Source organism: Bradyrhizobium sp. USDA 4472 (genome assembly GCF_054058595.1).
Genome location: NZ_JBSSAM010000001.1, coordinates 2,202,718 through 2,219,559, shown reverse-complemented (window position 1 = coordinate 2,219,559; position 16,842 = coordinate 2,202,718). Strand labels below are relative to the sequence as shown.

Annotated in this window: 18 protein-coding genes; 5 read left to right on the top strand and 13 right to left on the bottom strand. The window is 64.4% G+C overall.

The window, feature by feature from the left end; genetic code table 11:
• Positions 1–22: 22 nt before the first annotated feature.
• Genes ACVWZ4_RS10130 through soxX form a run of 5 tightly spaced genes read right to left on the bottom strand, consistent with a single transcriptional unit; the run spans position 23 to position 2,373 of the window.
• Positions 23–328, bottom strand: a complete 306-nt coding sequence (locus tag ACVWZ4_RS10130) for a hypothetical protein (RefSeq protein WP_456740213.1) — start codon at positions 326–328, stop codon at positions 23–25.
• Positions 325–1,188: a sulfur oxidation c-type cytochrome SoxA gene (gene soxA / locus ACVWZ4_RS10125; RefSeq protein WP_456790098.1), complete on the bottom strand. Its 864-nt coding sequence runs from the start codon at positions 1,186–1,188 to the stop codon at positions 325–327. Before soxA ends, ACVWZ4_RS10130 begins: the two co-directional genes overlap by 4 nt.
• Positions 1,188–1,499, bottom strand: coding sequence for a thiosulfate oxidation carrier complex protein SoxZ (soxZ, locus tag ACVWZ4_RS10120; RefSeq protein ID WP_456700774.1), 312 nt, complete (start codon positions 1,497–1,499; stop codon positions 1,188–1,190). The genes soxA and soxZ overlap by 1 nt, the downstream gene beginning before the upstream one ends.
• A 10-nt stretch (positions 1,500–1,509) precedes the next feature.
• A complete protein-coding gene (soxY, locus tag ACVWZ4_RS10115) occupies positions 1,510–1,995 on the bottom strand; it encodes a thiosulfate oxidation carrier protein SoxY (RefSeq protein ID WP_456700775.1) in 486 nt (161 codons plus the stop codon).
• 21 nt (positions 1,996–2,016) lie between these two features.
• A complete protein-coding gene (gene soxX / locus ACVWZ4_RS10110) occupies positions 2,017–2,373 on the bottom strand; it encodes a sulfur oxidation c-type cytochrome SoxX (RefSeq protein WP_456700776.1) in 357 nt (118 codons plus the stop codon).
• A gap of 222 nt (positions 2,374–2,595) precedes the next feature.
• On the opposite strand from soxX, the gene ACVWZ4_RS10105 reads away from it, so the two are divergent.
• Positions 2,596–3,270, top strand: a complete 675-nt coding sequence (locus ACVWZ4_RS10105; RefSeq protein ID WP_456700777.1) for a DUF938 domain-containing protein — start codon at positions 2,596–2,598, stop codon at positions 3,268–3,270.
• Between the two features lie 5 nt (positions 3,271–3,275).
• Here ACVWZ4_RS10105 and ACVWZ4_RS10100 read toward each other — a convergent pair whose 3' ends face one another.
• Positions 3,276–5,345: a prolyl oligopeptidase family serine peptidase gene (locus ACVWZ4_RS10100; RefSeq protein WP_456790097.1), complete on the bottom strand. Its 2,070-nt coding sequence runs from the start codon at positions 5,343–5,345 to the stop codon at positions 3,276–3,278.
• 187 nt (positions 5,346–5,532) lie between these two features.
• Between ACVWZ4_RS10100 and ACVWZ4_RS10095 the strand changes: the two genes are divergently transcribed.
• The gene (locus tag ACVWZ4_RS10095; protein WP_456740211.1) at positions 5,533–6,780 is read left to right on the top strand and encodes an MFS transporter; all 1,248 of its coding nucleotides are present in this window, start codon (positions 5,533–5,535) and stop codon (positions 6,778–6,780) included.
• Positions 6,781–6,918: 138 nt separating this feature from the next.
• Positions 6,919–8,157 carry an MFS transporter gene (locus ACVWZ4_RS10090; RefSeq protein ID WP_456740210.1) on the top strand — a complete coding sequence of 413 codons (1,239 nt, stop codon included), beginning with the start codon at positions 6,919–6,921 and terminating at the stop codon, positions 8,155–8,157.
• A 158-nt stretch (positions 8,158–8,315) separates the two neighbouring features.
• Here ACVWZ4_RS10090 and ACVWZ4_RS10085 read toward each other — a convergent pair whose 3' ends face one another.
• Positions 8,316–8,810, bottom strand: a complete 495-nt coding sequence (locus tag ACVWZ4_RS10085; RefSeq protein WP_456740209.1) for a VOC family protein — start codon at positions 8,808–8,810, stop codon at positions 8,316–8,318.
• A 108-nt stretch (positions 8,811–8,918) separates the two neighbouring features.
• Positions 8,919–9,464, bottom strand: coding sequence for a carboxymuconolactone decarboxylase family protein (locus tag ACVWZ4_RS10080; RefSeq protein WP_456740208.1), 546 nt, complete (start codon positions 9,462–9,464; stop codon positions 8,919–8,921).
• A 125-nt stretch (positions 9,465–9,589) separates the two neighbouring features.
• Between ACVWZ4_RS10080 and ACVWZ4_RS10075 the strand changes: the two genes are divergently transcribed.
• Positions 9,590–10,789 (top strand): acyl-CoA dehydrogenase family protein, encoded by a 1,200-nt coding sequence (locus ACVWZ4_RS10075; RefSeq protein ID WP_456700783.1) that lies wholly within the window; start codon positions 9,590–9,592, stop codon positions 10,787–10,789.
• 149 nt (positions 10,790–10,938) lie between these two features.
• Entirely contained in the window at positions 10,939–12,078 is a 1,140-nt protein-coding gene (locus ACVWZ4_RS10070) for an acyl-CoA dehydrogenase family protein (protein ID WP_456700784.1), read from the top strand.
• A 252-nt stretch (positions 12,079–12,330) separates the two neighbouring features.
• On the opposite strand, the gene ACVWZ4_RS10065 is transcribed toward ACVWZ4_RS10070, so the two are convergent.
• From ACVWZ4_RS10065 to ACVWZ4_RS10045, 5 genes are all read right to left on the bottom strand, one after another.
• Positions 12,331–13,368, bottom strand: a complete 1,038-nt coding sequence (locus tag ACVWZ4_RS10065) for an amino acid ABC transporter substrate-binding protein (RefSeq protein WP_456742199.1) — start codon at positions 13,366–13,368, stop codon at positions 12,331–12,333.
• Between the two features lie 94 nt (positions 13,369–13,462).
• On the bottom strand, positions 13,463–14,056 hold the full coding sequence (locus tag ACVWZ4_RS10060; RefSeq protein WP_456740207.1) for a L,D-transpeptidase: 594 nt from the start codon (positions 14,054–14,056) through the stop codon (positions 13,463–13,465).
• A gap of 334 nt (positions 14,057–14,390) precedes the next feature.
• Positions 14,391–15,365, bottom strand: a complete 975-nt coding sequence (locus ACVWZ4_RS10055; protein WP_456736611.1) for a hypothetical protein — start codon at positions 15,363–15,365, stop codon at positions 14,391–14,393.
• 78 nt (positions 15,366–15,443) lie between these two features.
• Positions 15,444–16,010: a redoxin family protein gene (locus ACVWZ4_RS10050; protein WP_456700787.1), complete on the bottom strand. Its 567-nt coding sequence runs from the start codon at positions 16,008–16,010 to the stop codon at positions 15,444–15,446.
• 29 nt (positions 16,011–16,039) lie between these two features.
• The gene (locus ACVWZ4_RS10045) at positions 16,040–16,738 is read right to left on the bottom strand and encodes a cytochrome c biogenesis CcdA family protein (protein WP_456740206.1); all 699 of its coding nucleotides are present in this window, start codon (positions 16,736–16,738) and stop codon (positions 16,040–16,042) included.
• Positions 16,739–16,842: the final 104 nt, after the last annotated feature.

Genomic DNA, 16,842 nt, shown 5'->3' with positions numbered 1-16,842 from the left:
GGCAGTTCCACTGGGCGCTAGTCTAGCGGATTTCCATTGCCTTCCAGGCTTCTTTTTCGGAGCTCGCCTGGACAATCGACGCCTTCGCCAGCGCTTCGGCTTCTTTTGCCGCAGCCACGGCGCCGTCGAAATCGCCGCCATCGGCCGCCTTCTTGGCAGCCGCCAGCGTCGAGACGGTCGTGGTCCACTGGTTGCGCATCCCTGACGCCTCCTTGGAGGCTGCCTCCGCGGCGGCATAGGCAGCCTTGTAGTCTGCTTCATTTGCCGCGCGCGCTGAAGGCGCGAGGCTCGAGAGAACCAACATCGCCAAGACAAGTGACCGCTTCATGGCCGCGCTCCCGGGCCTGAGATCGGCAGGCCGTTGGCGACGTAGGACAGGAAATATTCGACGTCGCGATATTCGTCCGCCTGCGGCTCCAGCGGAACCGCGCGGGTCTGGCTGTTGCAGGTGATGAAGCGGCGGCTGATGGTGCCCATGCCGCTCCATTCGGAGCGATAGATCGGCATCGCGTTGAGGATTCCGAGTGCCGGCGCCAGGATCTCGGCGCGGATGCGCTCGCCCGGGCTTTGGACATGGCAGCTCGCACAGGAGAAATTCAGCTGGCCGCGGCGGGTGTAGAAATAGCGCTTGCCGTTCTCGAACGCTTCGAGCGCGCGGGGATCGTCGGGGATCCTGATGTCCATCGGCTTGCCGCGCGAGGTGAAGGCCATGTACGCGGTGAGCGAGGCCATCTCGTCCTTGACGTAGGAGTAGGGCGCTTCGCCATTGGCCTCGCGGCAGCGGTTGAGCGCGAGCTCCAGCGTGACGACCTTGCCTTCCTTCGTGTCGAAATAAGGATAGTTCTGGCGAATGCCGATGCCGCCGTTCGGGAAGCAGTCGGCGTAGGTCTTGCCGTTCTTGAACGGCGTCGCAAACATCTCCTTGCCGGCGTCGAGCGAGAACTCGTAAGGCGGGAATTCTTCCTTCTCCTGCCACTGCCGCTTCATGTCCTCGTTCATGGAATAAGGACCGTTGACGAAATCGTCGTGCTTCACATCGGGAAACTTCTTGAAGAAGAAGTTCTGGAACGCCTTGGCGTCGGCCGCGGGATCGACCTTGTCGGCGGCGCGCACGCGGGGAACGGCGAGCGCAAACGCGACGAACGCGGCACCCAACGAACCACGCAGGAGGGAGATACCGGCTTTCATCACGTGATCTTCGCGGTGATCTCGTCGGAGCCGCCCTTGTTGTCGGTCCAGGAGATCTTGAGGTCGTCGCCCTTCTTGCCGCCCTTGAAGCTGAACTTGACGTAAGGGTCCTTGGAGACGGCCGGGCCCCAATCGGCGACGAAGACCTCCTTGCCGTTACAGGCGAACTTCAGCTCCTGGATGAAATGCGGCGGGATCAGCTCGCCCCTGGCGTCCTTGACGAAGCCGGAATCCATGGGGTGCTGGATCAGCGCCTGCACCTCGGTGATGTCGCCGTTGGCGGTGGCGCGGACGCGAATGCTGGATGCCATCTCGATTCTCCTAGCCGCCGCAGCCACCGACGGTGACTTTGACTTCCCTGGTCGCGCTGAAGAGCTTGCCGTCGGCCTCGACGATCGCGACCACGTTGGTGGTCTTGGCCATCTTCAGGCGATTGGCGATGCTGGGCATCGTACCGTCGGGAATCCTGTAGCTCGCCGCGAGCGCGTTCGGGTTTTCGGCGACGAAGAACGAGATCGAGGTGACCTTGTCCAGCGTCGTCGTCACCGAGATCGGCACCACCGCGCCGTTCTCGGCGATCTCGGGCGCATCGAGCTTGACCTTGTCGGAGGGTTCCGCGGTCTTGCCGTAGAGCGCCTTGATCGCGTCGGCCTCGCTCTTTTGCTTGAACGCGGCGTCCGGGTATTTGTCATTGGCCGCGGCGCGCGCCGGCGCGAATGCGAGATTGCCGAGGCCGAACAGCACGACCGAGGCTGTGCCCTGAAGGATCAGGCGCCGCGTCGCGTGAGGGCCGGTGGTCGTGGTCATCAAAGGTCTCCTTGCCCACCGCTACAGCGTTTGCAGGAAATCAACGATCGCGTTGATCTCCCGTTCGGTCAGAATCCGGTTGCGACCGAACGGCGGCATCATGGTCTGCGGGTTGCGCTTGGTCTCGTCGATCAGGATCGCGACCAGATCGTTGCGGTCGGGATACTTGGCCTTGAGGTCTTTCAGCTCGGGCCCGATCGTGCCCGGCAAATCGCCGCCCTTGATGACATGGCAGGTCAGGCAATTGCCCTTGCCGCGGTCGAAGGCGAGCTTCTCACCCTCGGCGACGGTGGATTGCGCGCACGCCGGGCGCGCGGCGAGGCCCGTGAGCACGACCAGCGCGAGGAGCAGGGCGGGCTTGTGAGGAAAGGCGGTCAAGGCGTCGTTCCGAGGCTTATGACGTCCGGAAAAGATAATGTTCAAAAGCACAAAGGACATGCCCTGACAATCAAGACTATGCAGGCCGCAAAATGGCGTTAATATCTTCCGCATTGCAACTGAAGTGAAGGATCGTTCATCAAGCCGGCCTTGTCAGGCAAGGTCCGGGGCGTTTGGCCCTTGTTGCGTTTTGGTCTGCTTTCTCATTTCCGGGGACACCATTTGGCTGAATATGTCGTTGAATTTGGCAGGGACGGCGGCAGGGTCGAATCCGACGGCCGGCTCGATGCGCCGGCTTTCCATCGCAATCACGGGCCGCTCTGGGCAGCGCTCGACAAGCATCTCGCCGGGCGGACGGGCGACGTGGTCGAGGTCGGCAGTGGAACCGGCCAGCACGTGGTCCATTTCGCCCGCCATACGCCGGGTCTCGTCTGGTGGCCGAGCGACCTCAACCAGCGCCACGTGAAGAGCATCGAGGCCTGGCGCCTGCATTCGGGCCTGCCCAACATCCGTTCGCCGCTGCGGATCGATCTCTCCGATCCGGACTGGTGCCCGGAGATGAAGAACGGGCAGGGGCCGAACAACCTTGCCGCGGTGTTCTGCGCCAATGTCATTCATATTGCGCCCTGGAGCGTGGCCGAAGGCCTGTTCGCCGGCGCCGGCCGCTATCTGCGCGCCGATGGCCAGCTGTTCCTCTACGGCCCGTTCAAGCGCGACGGCAAGCACACGGCCCTGAGCAACGCCGTGTTCGACACCTCGCTGCGCGAAGGCAATTCCGATTGGGGCGTGCGCGACGTCGGCGATGTCGAGACACTCGCGCGCGGCGTGGGTCTTCGTCTCGTCGATGCGATCGAGATGCCCGCGAACAATCTGACGCTGGTGTTCGCGCGCGGGTGAGGCCATCAGGCCTCACCCTCCTTCCATCCGATCTTCTCCTTCAGAAACTGAAACCCGAGCACCTGGAAACCGGCGCGCTCCTTGTTGTCCTTGCCGTAGCCGTGGCCGCCGGCTTCAGGCTCGTAGAACCAGGCCTCATAGCCCATCGCCCGCAGCTTGGCCGCCATCTTGCGCGCGTGGCCGGGATGGACGCGGTCGTCGCGCCGCGTGGTGGCGATCAGGATCGGCGGATAGGGCTGGCCGGGCCTTGCGTTGTGATAGGCCGAATAGGTCTTGAGCCATTCCCACTCTTCCGGCTTGTCGGGGTCGCCATATTCTGCAATCCAGCTCGCGCCCGCAAGCAGCTTGGTGTAGCGGCGCATGTCGATCAGCGGAATGGTGCAGAACAGCGCGCCGAAACGCTCGGGGTATCGCACCAGCATGTTGGTGATGAGGATGCCGCCGTTCGATCCGCCCTGGGCTGCGATGCGCTTCGGCCTGGTCACGCCGCGACGGACGAGGTCGGCTGCGACCGCCGCGAAGTCGTCGTGCGAGAGCTTCTTGCCGGCGTAACGGCCGGCATCGTGCCAGCGCGTGCCGAACTCGCCGCCGCCGCGCAGATTCGCCTGTACGGTCGTGCCGCCGCGCTCCAGCCAGAGCTTGCCGAGCGCGGAATTGTATTGCGGCTTCACGGCGAGCCCGAAGCCGCCATAGGCGCTCATGTAAACAGGCGCATCCCCCGACACGCCGGCGGGTCCGGTCTGCACATAGGGAATGCGCTCGCCGTCCACGGAGATCGCCTCGTGTTGCGTGACCACGAGGCCGTCGGCATTGAAAATCTTGGGCGCCCGCTTCAATACAACAGGACTCTCGACGCCGCGCTCGATCAACAGCAGCGATGGCGGCGTGAGCGGGTCCTGCACATTGGCGAGCAGGTCGCCATTGCTCTCGGACTGGTGCGCATCGAGGCTCCAGACCTCGACCACGCCGATGTCGGGGAGCCCAGGCAGTGTCTGCCGAGACCAGCCGTTCGGTGATGGCGTGCAGATCTCGTGGATCGGCCGCAGCTCGTCGAGAATGGAAAGCAGGAGCTTGCCGTCGCTCCAGGAGAAACCCTGCAACGCGCGTCGCGGCCCCGGCTCGAACAGCACCGCGAAGTCGCGGCTGCCAGCCAGGAATGCAGGGAGCGAAATGCCGAGCATGGCATCGGCTTCATAGCGATGCCCCGCGACCGACCAGGTTTCCCGCGGCTTGATCGAGAGCCAGTCCCCATGAACCTGCATCCAGACGTTGCTGGGCAGATCGAGCCTGGTGGTCGCGCCTGATGTGGTGCCGATCGAGCTGCGGAAATTGAAGAAGTCGGACTGGTCGATGAACCAGATGCGTTGGGGCTGCACGGTGTCGTCGACATAGCTGTACACCCGCATGTGGTCGGGCGTCGTCTCGAACACCACCGGCGCCTGCTCGACGCTGGTTCCCCGGCGCCACAGCCGCACGGTCCTTGCATAGCCCGAGGTCGTGGCCATGCCGTCGCCAAGCGCGCTCGACAGCAGCAGCGTGTCGGCGTCGACCCATTCAGCGCTGCCCTTGGCTTCCGGCAGAAAGAATCCGTCCGCCACAAAACTCTTCGTCTCGGTGTCGAACTCACGCAATGTCACGGCATCGCTGCCGCCGCGCGACAGGCTCAGGATGACCCGCGCAGCTCCGGGCCGTGACGATACCCAGCTGATCAGCCAGTCCTCGCCTTCCGTCGCGGCGAGCTGGTCGACGTCGAGCAGGATCTCCCAGGAAGGCCTGGCCTTGCGAAAATCATCCAGCGTGGTCCGCCGCCACAGACCACGCGGATGGTCAGCGTCCTTCCAGAGATTGTAGAGCCGGCCGCCGCGCCGCCGCACGTCGGGAATATTGTCGGGACGGTCGAAGATCGCCGCGAGGATATCACGGTCACGCGCGAACGCCGCGCCGCCGAATGTGTCCAGCGTCATCAGGTTCTGCCGTTCGACGAAATCGAGCGCGCGGGCGCCTTCGATCTCCTCCAGCCAGAGCCAGGGGTCGTCGTCGGGAGCATCGAGCGCAGGCCGGTCGTCGATGGACATGAACGTAACTCCCTGAAAGGCGGCGGGATAGGATTTGATCGAGCGCAAGCCGTCAAGAGCGGGGGCCGCTATCATCGGCCCGATTGCGTCGGAGGCATGGCCTGCGCCCGTTTGCGCCGGTTGCCCGGCCCTTTCGGCCCCTCCATAGTGCCGGGAATCAACAAGGCCCTTCCGGGCGGAAATGCCGATGATCGACGTGACTGCAGCCGATGAGATCGCCGAGGACGCTCGCGTGCGTGCCAATGTGGTGCGTCTTGCCGCCGCGCAGGCGCTGACGGGTGCCAATTCGGCCGTGATCTTCGCCACCGGTTCGATCGTCGGCGCTACGCTGGCGCCCGACATGTCGCTCGCGACCGTGCCGTTGTCGATGTACGTCGTCGGGCTCGCGGCCGGCACGCTGCCGACAGGCGCGATCTCGCGCCGCTTCGGCCGCCGCTGGGCCTTCGTCATCGGCACCGGCCTCGGTGCGCTCACCGGCATGATCGGCTCGTTTGCGATCCTGCACGCATCCTTCGCACTGTTTTGTCTGGCGACGTTCCTCGGCGGCCTCTACGGCTCCGTAGCGCAATCCTATCGCTTCGCGGCCGCCGACGGCGCCAGCTCGGCCTACCGGCCGAAAGCCGTGTCGTGGGTGATGGCGGGCGGCGTGTTCGCCGGGGTGCTCGGTCCGCAGCTCGTGCAGTGGACCATGAACATCTGGTCGCCCTATCTGTTCGCCTTCAGCTTCCTGGTCCAGGCCGTGGTTGCGCTTGTAGCGATGGGCATCGTCGCCGGCGTCGATATGCCGAAGCCCGCGCCGGCGGATCTGCATGGTGGCCGGCCGCTGCTGACCATCGTGACCCAGCCGCGCTTCATCGCGGCCGCGCTCTGCGGTGTCATCGCCTATCCCATGATGAACCTGGTGATGACCTCGGCGCCGCTCGCCATGAAGATGTGCGGCTTAAGCCTCTTCGATTCCAATTTCGGCATTCAATGGCACATCGTCGCGATGTACGGGCCGAGTTTCTTCACCGGCACGCTGATCGCCCGCTTCGGCGCACCCAGAATCGTTGCCGCCGGATTGCTGCTGGAAGCAGGCGCCGCCGCCATCGGTCTCTCCGGCATCACCGCGATGCATTTCTGGGCGACGCTGATCGTGCTCGGGATGGGGTGGAATTTCTCTTTCATCGGCGCCTCCGCGCTGGTGCTGGAGACGCACCGGCCGCAGGAGCGCAACAAGGTGCAGGCTTTCAACGATTTCCTCGTTTTCGGCATGATGGCGATCGGCTCGTTCTCATCGGGGCAGCTGCTTGCGAATTACGGCTGGTCCGCGGTGAACATGGTGGTGTTCCCGCCTGTTGCCGTCGGCCTCGTCGCGCTCTCGCTGGCGTCCTGGGCCCGCCGCCGCAGGGCGCGGCTCGCAGCAGCGATGGGCGAGTTCCCGGACGCGATTTGAATTGGCGGCAGGCTGTCAGCAGCGTTGATGGTTCGATCGCGGTCGAAGTGATTTTCGGAAGTCGGGTTGTTACATGATGCTCGTCATGAACAGGCGAGCGTGAAGGCGCTCGCGGGGGAAAAGAAGGACAAAGCGCAAATGCTCGACAATCCCCGCTCCACCACGTCGACCGACGAATCCTCGCTCCGTTACGAAGGCTGGCGCATCGTCGCCGTTTGCTTCCTGCTCGCGACCTTCGGCTGGGGCCTCGGCTTCTACGGCCAGAGCGTCTATGTCGCCGAGCTCCAGCGCGCACGGGGCTGGCCGGCCTCGCTGGTCTCGTCCGGCACGACGTTCTTCTATCTGTTCGGCGCGCTGCTGGTGGTCTTCGTCGGCGAAGCCGTCCGGAAATATGGTCCAAAACTGTGCCTGATATCAGGCACGGTGGCGATGGCGGCAGCTGGCGTCGCGATCGGCGCGGTGCGCGAGCCCTGGCAGCTCTATCTCGCGGATGCCGTGCTCGCCTTCGGCTGGGCGGGCACCAGTCTCGCCATGATCACCAACACGATCAGCCTGTGGTTCGATCAGAAGCGCGGCATGGCGATCAGCCTGGCGTTGAACGGCGCCAGTTTCGGCGGCATCGTCGGCGTGCCGCTGCTGGTGAACATGATCGGCCATGTCGGGTTTGCCAACGCGATGTACGCGGCCGCGGGCGCCATGCTGGTGCTGCTGGTGCCGGTGATCCTGATGGTCGTGGGCCGCCCGCCCGATCTTCATGGCTGGCATGGGGCGACGAAAGCAAAGCCGCAATCATCGGCGCAGATCCGCGGCAATGCACTGCGTGACGTCGGCTTCCTCACGGTGACGATTGCCTTCGCGCTGGTGCTGTTCGCGCAGGTCGGCTTCATCGTGCACTTGATCGCGTTCCTCGATCCCGTGATCGGCCGTGAGCGCGCCGCCGCAGCGGTTGCGGTGCTCACCGCGATGGCGGTGATCGGCCGGGTGCTGTTCTCGATGGTGATCGACCGCCTCAACCAGCGGCTTGCTTCCGCCCTGTCATTCCTGAGCCAGGCCGCCGCGCTGTGCGTGGTCATCAACCTGCACAATGACTATGTGCTGATCGCGGCCTGCGCGGTGTTCGGCTTCTCGGTCGGCAATCTCATCACCTTGCCGTCGCTGATCGTGCAGCAGGAGTTCGATTCTGCCTCGTTCGGCGTGCTGATCAGCCTCAACACGGCGATCAACCAGGTGACCTATGCGTTCGGCCCCGGTGTCGTCGGGGCCTTGCGGGATTGGTCCGGGAGCTACGCGTTGCCGTTCTATCTCTGCATCGCGCTGGAGGTGGCCGCGGCGGCGCTGATCATGGTGCGGGGGAAGTCGCGGTCAAGGGCTGCGTAGGGACGCAGCGATGTCTCCACGCACTCCGTCATTGCGAGGAGCTCGCGACAAAATTGCGAAGCAATTTTGCGCTGAAGCGACGAAGCAATCCAGACTGTTTCCGCGGAGACGGCCTGGATTGCTTCGCTTCGCTCGCAATGACGGGGAGAGAGTGGAGTTTACCTCTCCCGCTGTCTCAGCAACGCCTCCACATCCAGCCGCTTCGTGAACATCGCGAGCTTCCCATCCGGCCCGAGCGGCCATTGCTCCCGCGGCTTGTCCCAATACAGCTCCACGCCGTTCTGGTCCGGATCGCGCAGATAAAGCGCTTCGCTGACGCCGTGGTCGCTGGCGCCATCCAGCGCAATGCCGGCCGAGAGCACGCGATGCAGCGCATCCCCGAGCGCCGGCCGGGTCGGATAGAGGATCGCGGTGTGAAACAGCCCGGTCGTGCCTGGCGGCGGCGGCGAGCCGCCCTTGCTCTCCCAGGTGTTGAGCCCGATGTGGTGATGATAGCCCCCGGCCGAGATGAAGGCCGCGCCGGAGCTCATCCGCTGCATCAGCTCGAAGCCGAGTACGCCGCAATAGAAGCCGAGCGCGCGATCGAGATCGGCGACCTTGAGGTGGACGTGGCCGATCCTTGTGCCGGCGGCGACGGCTTTGTTGTCCGACATGGTGGTGCTCCCTGATGAACTCCACATAAGGCGGGCTCCGGGGCAGCGCCACTGGCTGATCCCGAAACCCAGCGTTTCCTGATGCGCAATTGCGCATCGGGGCCGGAGCTACGAAAGCTCCGGCACCTCGCCTTCGGGCAGCTCGAACTCAAAAGCATTCAGCGTCATCGACACCATGGTGTAATAGCCGCACAGGCCGATCACCTCGACCACGCCGCGCTCGCTCAGCAATGCAACGGCTGCATCATAGAGGCCCTTCTCGACGCCGTGCCCCTCGTGCAGCGACTTCGCGAGATCGTAGATCATCTTCCCCTTGGGATCGTCAAACTCGGGCGTGCGGCGATCGCGGATCGCATCGATGATTTCAGGCTCCATGCCGGCCGCGAGCGCGAGGCGCTTATGCGCATACCATTCGTAATGCGCGGTCCAGTGCCGCGCCGTGGCCAGGATCGCGATCTCCGACAGCTTTGCCGGAAACATCGTGTCATAGCGCAGCACCTCGCCGAGTCTCGTGGCGTGACGGGCCATGTCGGGGCTGTTGAGCCAGGCCATCATCGGCGCCGGTGGCTTGCCGCGTTTGCCGGCAATCGACTCCTCATAGGTCTGCCGCTGGCTCTCACTCATTTCGCCAGGCGAAAGAAGTTTCAGGCGCATTGTCGTTTCCTCTTTGTTTTCAAGCGCCACTATAGCTGAATGCGGGCTGCGGAAGAGGTTGAATTCCACGGTGCGATGGCCCAGAGTCGCGCCCAACAAATCTGATCTGACTGATGGAAACGACCATGAGCGAGACTGAAGCCGCCGATCTCGAACAATTCCGCAAGGAGACGCGGGCTTGGCTGGAAGCCAATTGCCCGCCGGAAATGCGCAAGCCCGCCACTGCTGACACCGATGTGTTCTGGGGCGGGCGCAACGCAAAATTCTCCTCCGAGCCGCAGCGCATCTGGTTCGAGCGGATGCGCGACAAGGGCTGGACTGTGCCTGATTGGCCCAGGGAATATGGCGGTGGTGGTCTCAGCCCCGCCGAGCACAAGGTGCTGCGTTCCGAGATGGCCAGGATCGGCGCGCGTCCGCCGCTGTCGAGTTTCGGCATCTGGATGCTCGGGCCGGCGCTGTTGAAATACGGCAACGAGGCGCAGAAGAAAGAGCATCTGCCAAAAATCGCGGCGGGCCTGATCCGCTGGTGCCAGGGATATTCCGAGCCGAACGCCGGCTCCGATCTGGCCTCGCTGCAGACCCGCGCCGAAAGCGACGGCGACGATTTCGTCATCACGGGCTCGAAGATCTGGACCTCCTACGCCAACTACGCCGACTGGATCTTCTGCCTCGTCCGCACCGATCCCACGGCGAAGAAGCACGACGGCATCAGCTTCATCCTGTTCGACATGACCTCGAAGGGCGTCACCACCAAGCCGATCCTGCTGATCTCAGGCTATTCGCCGTTCTGCGAAACCTTCTTCGACGGCGTCCGCGTGCCGAAATCGCATGTGGTCGGCACCGTCAACCGCGGTTGGGACGTCGCCAAATATCTGCTGCAGCACGAGCGCGCGATGATTTCAGGCATGGGCGAACGTGGCGTCGGCCGTCCGCTCGGTCAGATCGCCGCGGATTCCGTCGGCTCCGATGCGCTGGGGCGGCTCGACGATTCCATGCTGCGCGGCCAGATCGCGACGTTTGACGTCGATGAAGCCGCGCTCGCGGCTTGCGCCGAGCGTGCAGTCGATCTCGCCAAGGCGGGGCAGGCGCATCCGGCGTTCTCCTCGGCGATGAAATATTACGGCACGGAGCTCAACAAGCGCCGCTACGAGATCCTGATGTCGGCCGGCGGCGTCGATGCGCTGGAATGGGAGAGCGAGCGCTCGCGGCAGGGCGCCCGCCCGCGCGCCTGGCTGCGCACCAAGGCCAACTCGATCGAGGGCGGCACGTCCGAGGTCATGCTCGGCATCGTCGCCAAGCGCATCCTGGATTTGCCGGGGGCGTAAGCCACGCTCTCACCACACCTCGTTCCGGGGCGCGCAATGCGCGAGCCCGGAATCCATACTCCCGATCGTGGTTATGGATTCCGGGCCTGGCCCTTCGGGCCATCCCGGAATGACGGAGAATGTCTAGATTTCGAATCGGAAACACACCCATGGCCCTCGTCCTCACCGAAGAACAATCGATGCTCCGCGACAGCGCGCGCGGGCTGATCAGCGACAAGGCGCCGGTGTCGCACCTGCGCAGCTTGCGCGATTCCAAAGATCCCACCGGCTTCTCGAAGGAGCTGTGGCATTCCTTCGCCGAGATGGGCTTTGCCGGCTTGCTCGTGCCGGAAGAATTCGGTGGCAGCGGTCTCGGCTTCATGGAGGCCGGAATCATCATGGAGGAGATCGGCCGCACCCTGATGCCGTCACCCTTCCTCGCCACCTCGGTGGTCGCGGCCTCGGCCCTGAACCGCGGCGGCAATGCCGCGCAGAAGTCGGAATATCTGCCGAAGGTTTCCAACGGCTCGCTGCTCGCGACGCTTGCGATCGACGAAGGCGCCAAGCATCGTCCGCTGCAGACGAACTTGCAGGCCGTGCGGGCGGGCAACGGTTTCAAGCTGTCCGGTGCCAAGGCGCTGGTGGTTGACGGCCACGTCGCCGATCTCTTCATCGTTGCCGCGCGCACGGCCGGATCGGCCGGCGAGCGCGACGGGTTGACCCTGTTCCTGGTCAATCCGAAAGCCAAGGGTGTGTCGGTCGAGCGCACCATCATGGTCGACGCGCACAATGCGGCGCGGATCGAGCTCGCCAATGTCGAGGTCAACGCCGACAGCGTTCTCGGCGAAGTCGATCAGGGCGCCGCCCTGCTTGACGGCATGCTCGACATCGGCCGCGGTGCGCTCGCCGCTGAGATGGTGGGGTTGAGCGATGAGGTGTTCAACCGCACCGTCGAGTACCTCAAGAACAGAAAGCAGTTCGGCAAGCTGATCGGCGAATTCCAGGCGCTGCAGCACCGCGCTGCGCAGCTCTACATCGACATCGAGATCACCCGCGCCGCGACCATGAAGGCGCTGCAGGCGTTGGACGCCGATGTCGCCAAGGCCGCTTCAGCCGTCGCGGTGGCAAAAGCCCGCGCCGGCACCACCGCCACCCGCGCGGTGCAGGAAGGCGTGCAGATGCACGGCGGCATGGGCATGACCGACCAGTTCGACATCGGCTTCTTCATGAAGCGCGCGCGGGTCTGCGAGGAGCTGTTCGGCGACGCGAACTACCACACCGAGCAGCTGGCGCGGGCGCGGGGGTATTGAGGCGCATCGTCACGTCACGCGGCGTGTCGTGCCCGCGCAGGCGGGCGATCCAGTACGCCGCGGCGCCTCGACATACGATTGACGTCTCGGAATACTGCATCGCCCGGTCAAGCCGGGCGATGCAATGGAATGTGTGGAAGGCGCTTGCCCCGCGTCGTCATTGCGAGCGGAGCGAAGCAATCCAGAATCTTCCGCGTGGGCAGTCCGGTGATTCGTCGCTTCGCTCCTCGCACTGGCGGCCGATAGACTGCCCTACCGCATCGGCGGCGCGTACTGCACGCCACCCGCGTTCCAGAGCTGGTTCATGCCGCGCGGGATCTTCAGCTGCGACTTCTCGCCGATATTGCGCTCGTACATCTCGCCGTAATTGCCGACGTGGCGGATGATGCGCACGGCCCAGTCCTTGGTGAGGCCGAGCTCTTCGCCGTAATTGCCCTCGGTGCCGACCAGTCGCATCACTTCCGGCTTCTTCGACTTCAGCGCTTCGTCGATATTCTGCGAGGTGACGCCGAGCTCTTCGGCGTTGATCATCGCGTAAAGCGTCCACTTCACGATCATCATCCAGTCGTCGTCGCGCTGGCGCACCACGGGGGCGAGCGGCTCCTTGGAGATCATGTCGGGCAGGATCATGTGGTCGCCGGGCTTGGACATGTTCAGCCTGAGCGCATAGAGCTGGGACACGTCGGCGGTGAGCGTGTCGCACTTGCCGGTGTCGTAGGCCTTCACCACGTCGTCCAGCCTGTCGAACTTCATCAGCTCATACTTCATGTTGTTGGCCTTGAAGTAGTCGGCGAGGTTGAGCAACGTCGTGGTGCCTGATTGCACGCAGACCTTGCTGTCGGCGAGATCGAGCGACGTCTCCTTGTTGCGCGACCGCGGCACCATGAAGCCTTCGCCATCGTAATAGGCGACAGCAGGGAAGTAGAGATCGTAGTCGAGCTCGCGCGACATGCTCCACGTCGAGTTGCGCGACAGGATGTCGACCTTGCGGCTCTGCAATTCCTTGAAGCGCTCGCTGGCGTCGAGCGGAACGAACTTGGCCTTGCTCGGATCGTCGAAGATGGCGGAGGCCACGGCGCGGCAGAAATCGACGTCGAAGCCGGTCCAGTTGCCCTTGTCGTCGGGAATCGAGAAGCCCGGCAGGCCCTTGTTGACGCCGCACAGCACTTCGCCGCGACGCACCGTGCGCTTCAGCGTGCGGGTGTCATAGAATTCGTAAGTGATGGCCAAGGCGGCGACCAGCACGGCGACCGCGAGCCCGATCAGCAGGCCGCCTCGAAATGTGCGCATCATGTTGCTCTCTCGAAAAGGACGGGAAGAAAAAAGGAAGGTGTCGCGAAGGCGGGAAGCATGATCCGGAGCATATCATGCTGGGATGACAGGCTCAGAGCTCAGGCTTCTGCCGGATGACCACCTTGGTGCCAACAGGGACCCGATCGTAGAGATCGGCGACGTCATTGTTGACCAGACGGAAGCAGCCCGAGGATACCTTGGTGCCGATCGTGTCAGGACGGTTGGTGCCATGGATGCGGTAGACCGTGGTGCCCAGATACATGGCGCGGGCGCCGAGCGGATTGCCGGGGCCGCCGGCCATGAAGCGCGGCAGATAGGGCTGGCGTTGGATCATCTCCGGCGGCGGCGTCCAGTCCGGCCATTCCTTCTTGTTGGTGATCTGCACCAGGCCCTGCCACTGGAAGCCGTCGCGGCCGACGCCGATGCCGTAGCGGATCGCGCGCCCGCCGGGCTGCACCAGATAGAGGTGACGCTCGGAGGTCGAGATGATGATGGTGCCCGGCGGTTCGGTGGTGCGGTAGTAGACGACCTGCTTCTGCCATTCCGGATCGAGCTGGTAGCTGTCATCGGCGATCAGGCCGGGCTCGTCGCCCCGGTCAGGCTGCTGGGCGAACGCGTGCGATGCGGACAGGATCAGCCCCATCGCAACCAACCAGGTCCCCGTCAGGCGACGAAAATCCGTCATGTCATAGCTCTCCCCGCTGCCACGGCGCAAATCGATAGGAACCATCTGAACTCAGGGGCAGCTTCGTGGCAAGTTCAAGGCGCGCCCGGTTGGTATGTCATGAGAATGCTTTGGTTTTTTGACGTGAATCAACGCCATGAACAGGCTGGGCTGGCGCGAAAAGCCAAGCCTGGGCTCGGTGCGCGCCCCTCTCCCGCTTGCGGGAGAGGGTGTCTCCTCCAGGGAGACTCCCCAAGAGGATAGAACCCTCACCGGCGTCGCTTCGCTCCGCGACCTCTCCCGCAAGCGGCAGAGACTCAGACCGAGCCAGCGGTGAGGTCGACGTCGCCAAAGGCTAGATCTGACTTGCCTCCGCCCCGACCCCGAGCCGCCGGACGATCTCGGCACCCACGGCGCGGGCCTCGTTGCGCGAGCCGATACGGGGACTGCGAAAGCGCTTTCCGGACAGCGACCGGATCACCACGATGCAGTGCTCGTCCTCGGACCGGCCGCGGCGCTCGACCGTGATCGCCTTTACCTGGGGGCCTTCGATCCGGTCCACGCGCGGCTGGCCGTTGCCCCAGAGGCGTTCGACCTGAATGTCGCCCTCGCGGATGATCCAGAGCGCCCCGGTCAAGAGATTGGCAAATCGGTAGACGCCGAACGCCGCGACCACGCCGAGCGGCAGCAGCATGTAGTCGATCCATTGGGGCTGCAAGCCGCGCCAGAGCTTGTAAGCATAGGGTGCGACGCTCAGCGCGACGACGATCAAGGCAGCGATCCCGATGTCTCGCTGCGAAAACGGCTCGACGGGATCGCCGAGACGCATTTCGGGATTGCTGGCGTCGAGCGGATTGACCGGCGCCTCGACATCATGAACGTCGAACTGAGCCGCAATCCGCGTGACCGTGTCACGAACATGGGTGACGTCGGAGAGGGGTGGGGAGATCAGGCGTTCGCCCGAGGCCAGGGTGAAGGCCAGCTGGAAGCGGGCTTTTGCGGCTTTGCTGCCGGCAACCCGTAGTCCGAGGATGTCGTCCTTCCCGACGATTCTGGTCTGGAGCGTCCCGAACGGACGCTGCCGTCCGATCAGGATCTCATCCGGCGTGATGATCCACACCACCGCCGGCATCAGCATGACCACGCCAACGAAGGCGGCGCCTGCCAGCAGGGCGACCAGGGAGATCGTCACTTCGAGGATGTCGTGCGTGAACAGGCCGGGCGTGAAGCAGAGCGCGACCGCCGCCGCAGAGCCGGCCACGACCAGCCGCTGCGCGATCGAGGAGCCTTCGCGAAGGCGGATGTCGTTGCTGATGGTCGCGTCGTCCATTGCGGCGGCTGTTTTCGAGGTTCGCGAAACTCCACGGACGGGTCCGTGGAGTCAAGCACAACGCCGCCGGGGGCGGCATCAACTCTCGGCGTTCAGCAGCTTGGCGACCGTGCGGTCGATCTCGTCGTAGCGGCCTTCGCCCGCGTGCTGGAACACGATCCTGCCGGTCTGGTCGATGACGTATTGCGCCGGCCAATATTGGTTGTTGTAGGCGTTCCAGGTTTTGGAATCATTGTCCTGCGCCACCGGATAGGTGATGCCGTGGCGCTTCAGCGCGGCCTGCACATTGGAGGCGGAGCGTTCGAACGGGAATTCCGGCGTGTGCACGCCGACCACGACGAGGCCCTTGTCCTTGTACTTGGCGTAGAGATCGGTGACGTGCGGCAGCGTATTGACGCAGTTGACGCAGCCATAGGTCCAGAAATCGACCAGCACGACCTTGCCGCGGAGATCGGCGATGTTGAGCGGCTTCGAGTTGAACCAGTTGCTGATGCCGGTGAAATCAGGCGCGGTCGCAGTCTGGTTTGCCGCCGCGACCTTGACCGGCGCCGCTTGCGTGGCCTCGTCGCAGATGCCGGGAATCACCGCACCGGTGACGGCGATGCCGATCAACGCGGCGCCCACAGTGAGCAGCTTGAAGGTCATGGACTTGTTCTCCGTTGAGAGGGGAGGGATCACAGGCCGATCTGGCCGGTGGGGTAGAAGCCGGTGAGCCACGCCACGATCAGCGTGTCGTACTGGAAGTAGGCGGCGAGCGCGAAGGCGATCACGACCACCCCAAAGCCCTGCTGCAGCCGCGGCGAGACGCGGGCGAGGCTGCGCACGCGCGTGATCGCGGCCTGCCCGCCATAGGCGATCACCAGCATCGGAACTGCCGCGCCGATCGCATAGGCGACCAGCAGCGTGCCGGCCCAGGCCAGATTCTTCGACGTCGCGACCAGCGTCAGGATCGAGCCGAGCACGGGGCCGGCGCAGGGCGTCCAGACCAGGCCGAGCGTGGTGCCGAGCATGAGGCCGCCGAGCGCGCCCTCGCGCTGCACGCCGCTCGTCGTGCCGAGATTGAGCCAGCCATTGAGCCGGATCGACAGCCATTCGAACGGCGCCGGCCACAGCATCAACAGGCCGAAGCCGAGCAGCAGGACGGCAGCCGCCTCGCGCAGCACATTCGGATCGAAATCGAAGGTTCGCGTCAGCGCGCCAAGCAGCAGCGCGACCGCGGAGAAGGAAACGACGAAGCCGAGCGCGATCATCGCCGGCCGCAACTGCGAGCTTCGCCCGATCGAGGCGCCGAGCAGGATCGGCAGCACCGGCAGCGTGCACGGCGCGGCAATGGTGAGGATGCCGGCAAGGATAGCGAAGAGAAGCTCGATCATGGGGCACTCGCGAATGAGGTCACGAGGGCAGTTCGGGATGGACGTCCCGGTCGTTACGCGCCGTCACGCGGTCGTGACGGGGAGGGCCACCTCAAACATGAAAC

What these genes read in the sequence shown, in the direction of transcription:
- ACVWZ4_RS10130 (WP_456740213.1), bottom strand. Translation starts at nt 328, where the DNA reads ATGAAGCGGTCACTTGTCTTGGCGATGTTGGTTCTCTCGAGCCTCGCG.
- soxA (WP_456790098.1), bottom strand. Translation starts at nt 1,188, where the DNA reads ATGAAAGCCGGTATCTCCCTCCTGCGTGGTTCGTTGGGTGCCGCGTTC.
- soxZ (WP_456700774.1), bottom strand. Translation starts at nt 1,499, where the DNA reads ATGGCATCCAGCATTCGCGTCCGCGCCACCGCCAACGGCGACATCACC.
- soxY (WP_456700775.1), bottom strand. Translation starts at nt 1,995, where the DNA reads ATGACCACGACCACCGGCCCTCACGCGACGCGGCGCCTGATCCTTCAG.
- ACVWZ4_RS10100 (WP_456790097.1), bottom strand. Translation starts at nt 5,345, where the DNA reads ATGTCCATCGACGACCGGCCTGCGCTCGATGCTCCCGACGACGACCCC.
- ACVWZ4_RS10095 (WP_456740211.1), top strand. Translation starts at nt 5,533, where the DNA reads ATGATCGACGTGACTGCAGCCGATGAGATCGCCGAGGACGCTCGCGTG.
- ACVWZ4_RS10090 (WP_456740210.1), top strand. Translation starts at nt 6,919, where the DNA reads ATGCTCGACAATCCCCGCTCCACCACGTCGACCGACGAATCCTCGCTC.
- ACVWZ4_RS10085 (WP_456740209.1), bottom strand. Translation starts at nt 8,810, where the DNA reads ATGTCGGACAACAAAGCCGTCGCCGCCGGCACAAGGATCGGCCACGTC.
- ACVWZ4_RS10080 (WP_456740208.1), bottom strand. Translation starts at nt 9,464, where the DNA reads ATGCGCCTGAAACTTCTTTCGCCTGGCGAAATGAGTGAGAGCCAGCGG.
- ACVWZ4_RS10075 (WP_456700783.1), top strand. Translation starts at nt 9,590, where the DNA reads ATGAGCGAGACTGAAGCCGCCGATCTCGAACAATTCCGCAAGGAGACG.
- ACVWZ4_RS10070 (WP_456700784.1), top strand. Translation starts at nt 10,939, where the DNA reads ATGGCCCTCGTCCTCACCGAAGAACAATCGATGCTCCGCGACAGCGCG.
- ACVWZ4_RS10065 (WP_456742199.1), bottom strand. Translation starts at nt 13,368, where the DNA reads ATGCGCACATTTCGAGGCGGCCTGCTGATCGGGCTCGCGGTCGCCGTG.
- ACVWZ4_RS10060 (WP_456740207.1), bottom strand. Translation starts at nt 14,056, where the DNA reads ATGACGGATTTTCGTCGCCTGACGGGGACCTGGTTGGTTGCGATGGGG.
- ACVWZ4_RS10055 (WP_456736611.1), bottom strand. Translation starts at nt 15,365, where the DNA reads ATGGACGACGCGACCATCAGCAACGACATCCGCCTTCGCGAAGGCTCC.
- ACVWZ4_RS10050 (WP_456700787.1), bottom strand. Translation starts at nt 16,010, where the DNA reads ATGACCTTCAAGCTGCTCACTGTGGGCGCCGCGTTGATCGGCATCGCC.
- ACVWZ4_RS10045 (WP_456740206.1), bottom strand. Translation starts at nt 16,738, where the DNA reads ATGATCGAGCTTCTCTTCGCTATCCTTGCCGGCATCCTCACCATTGCC.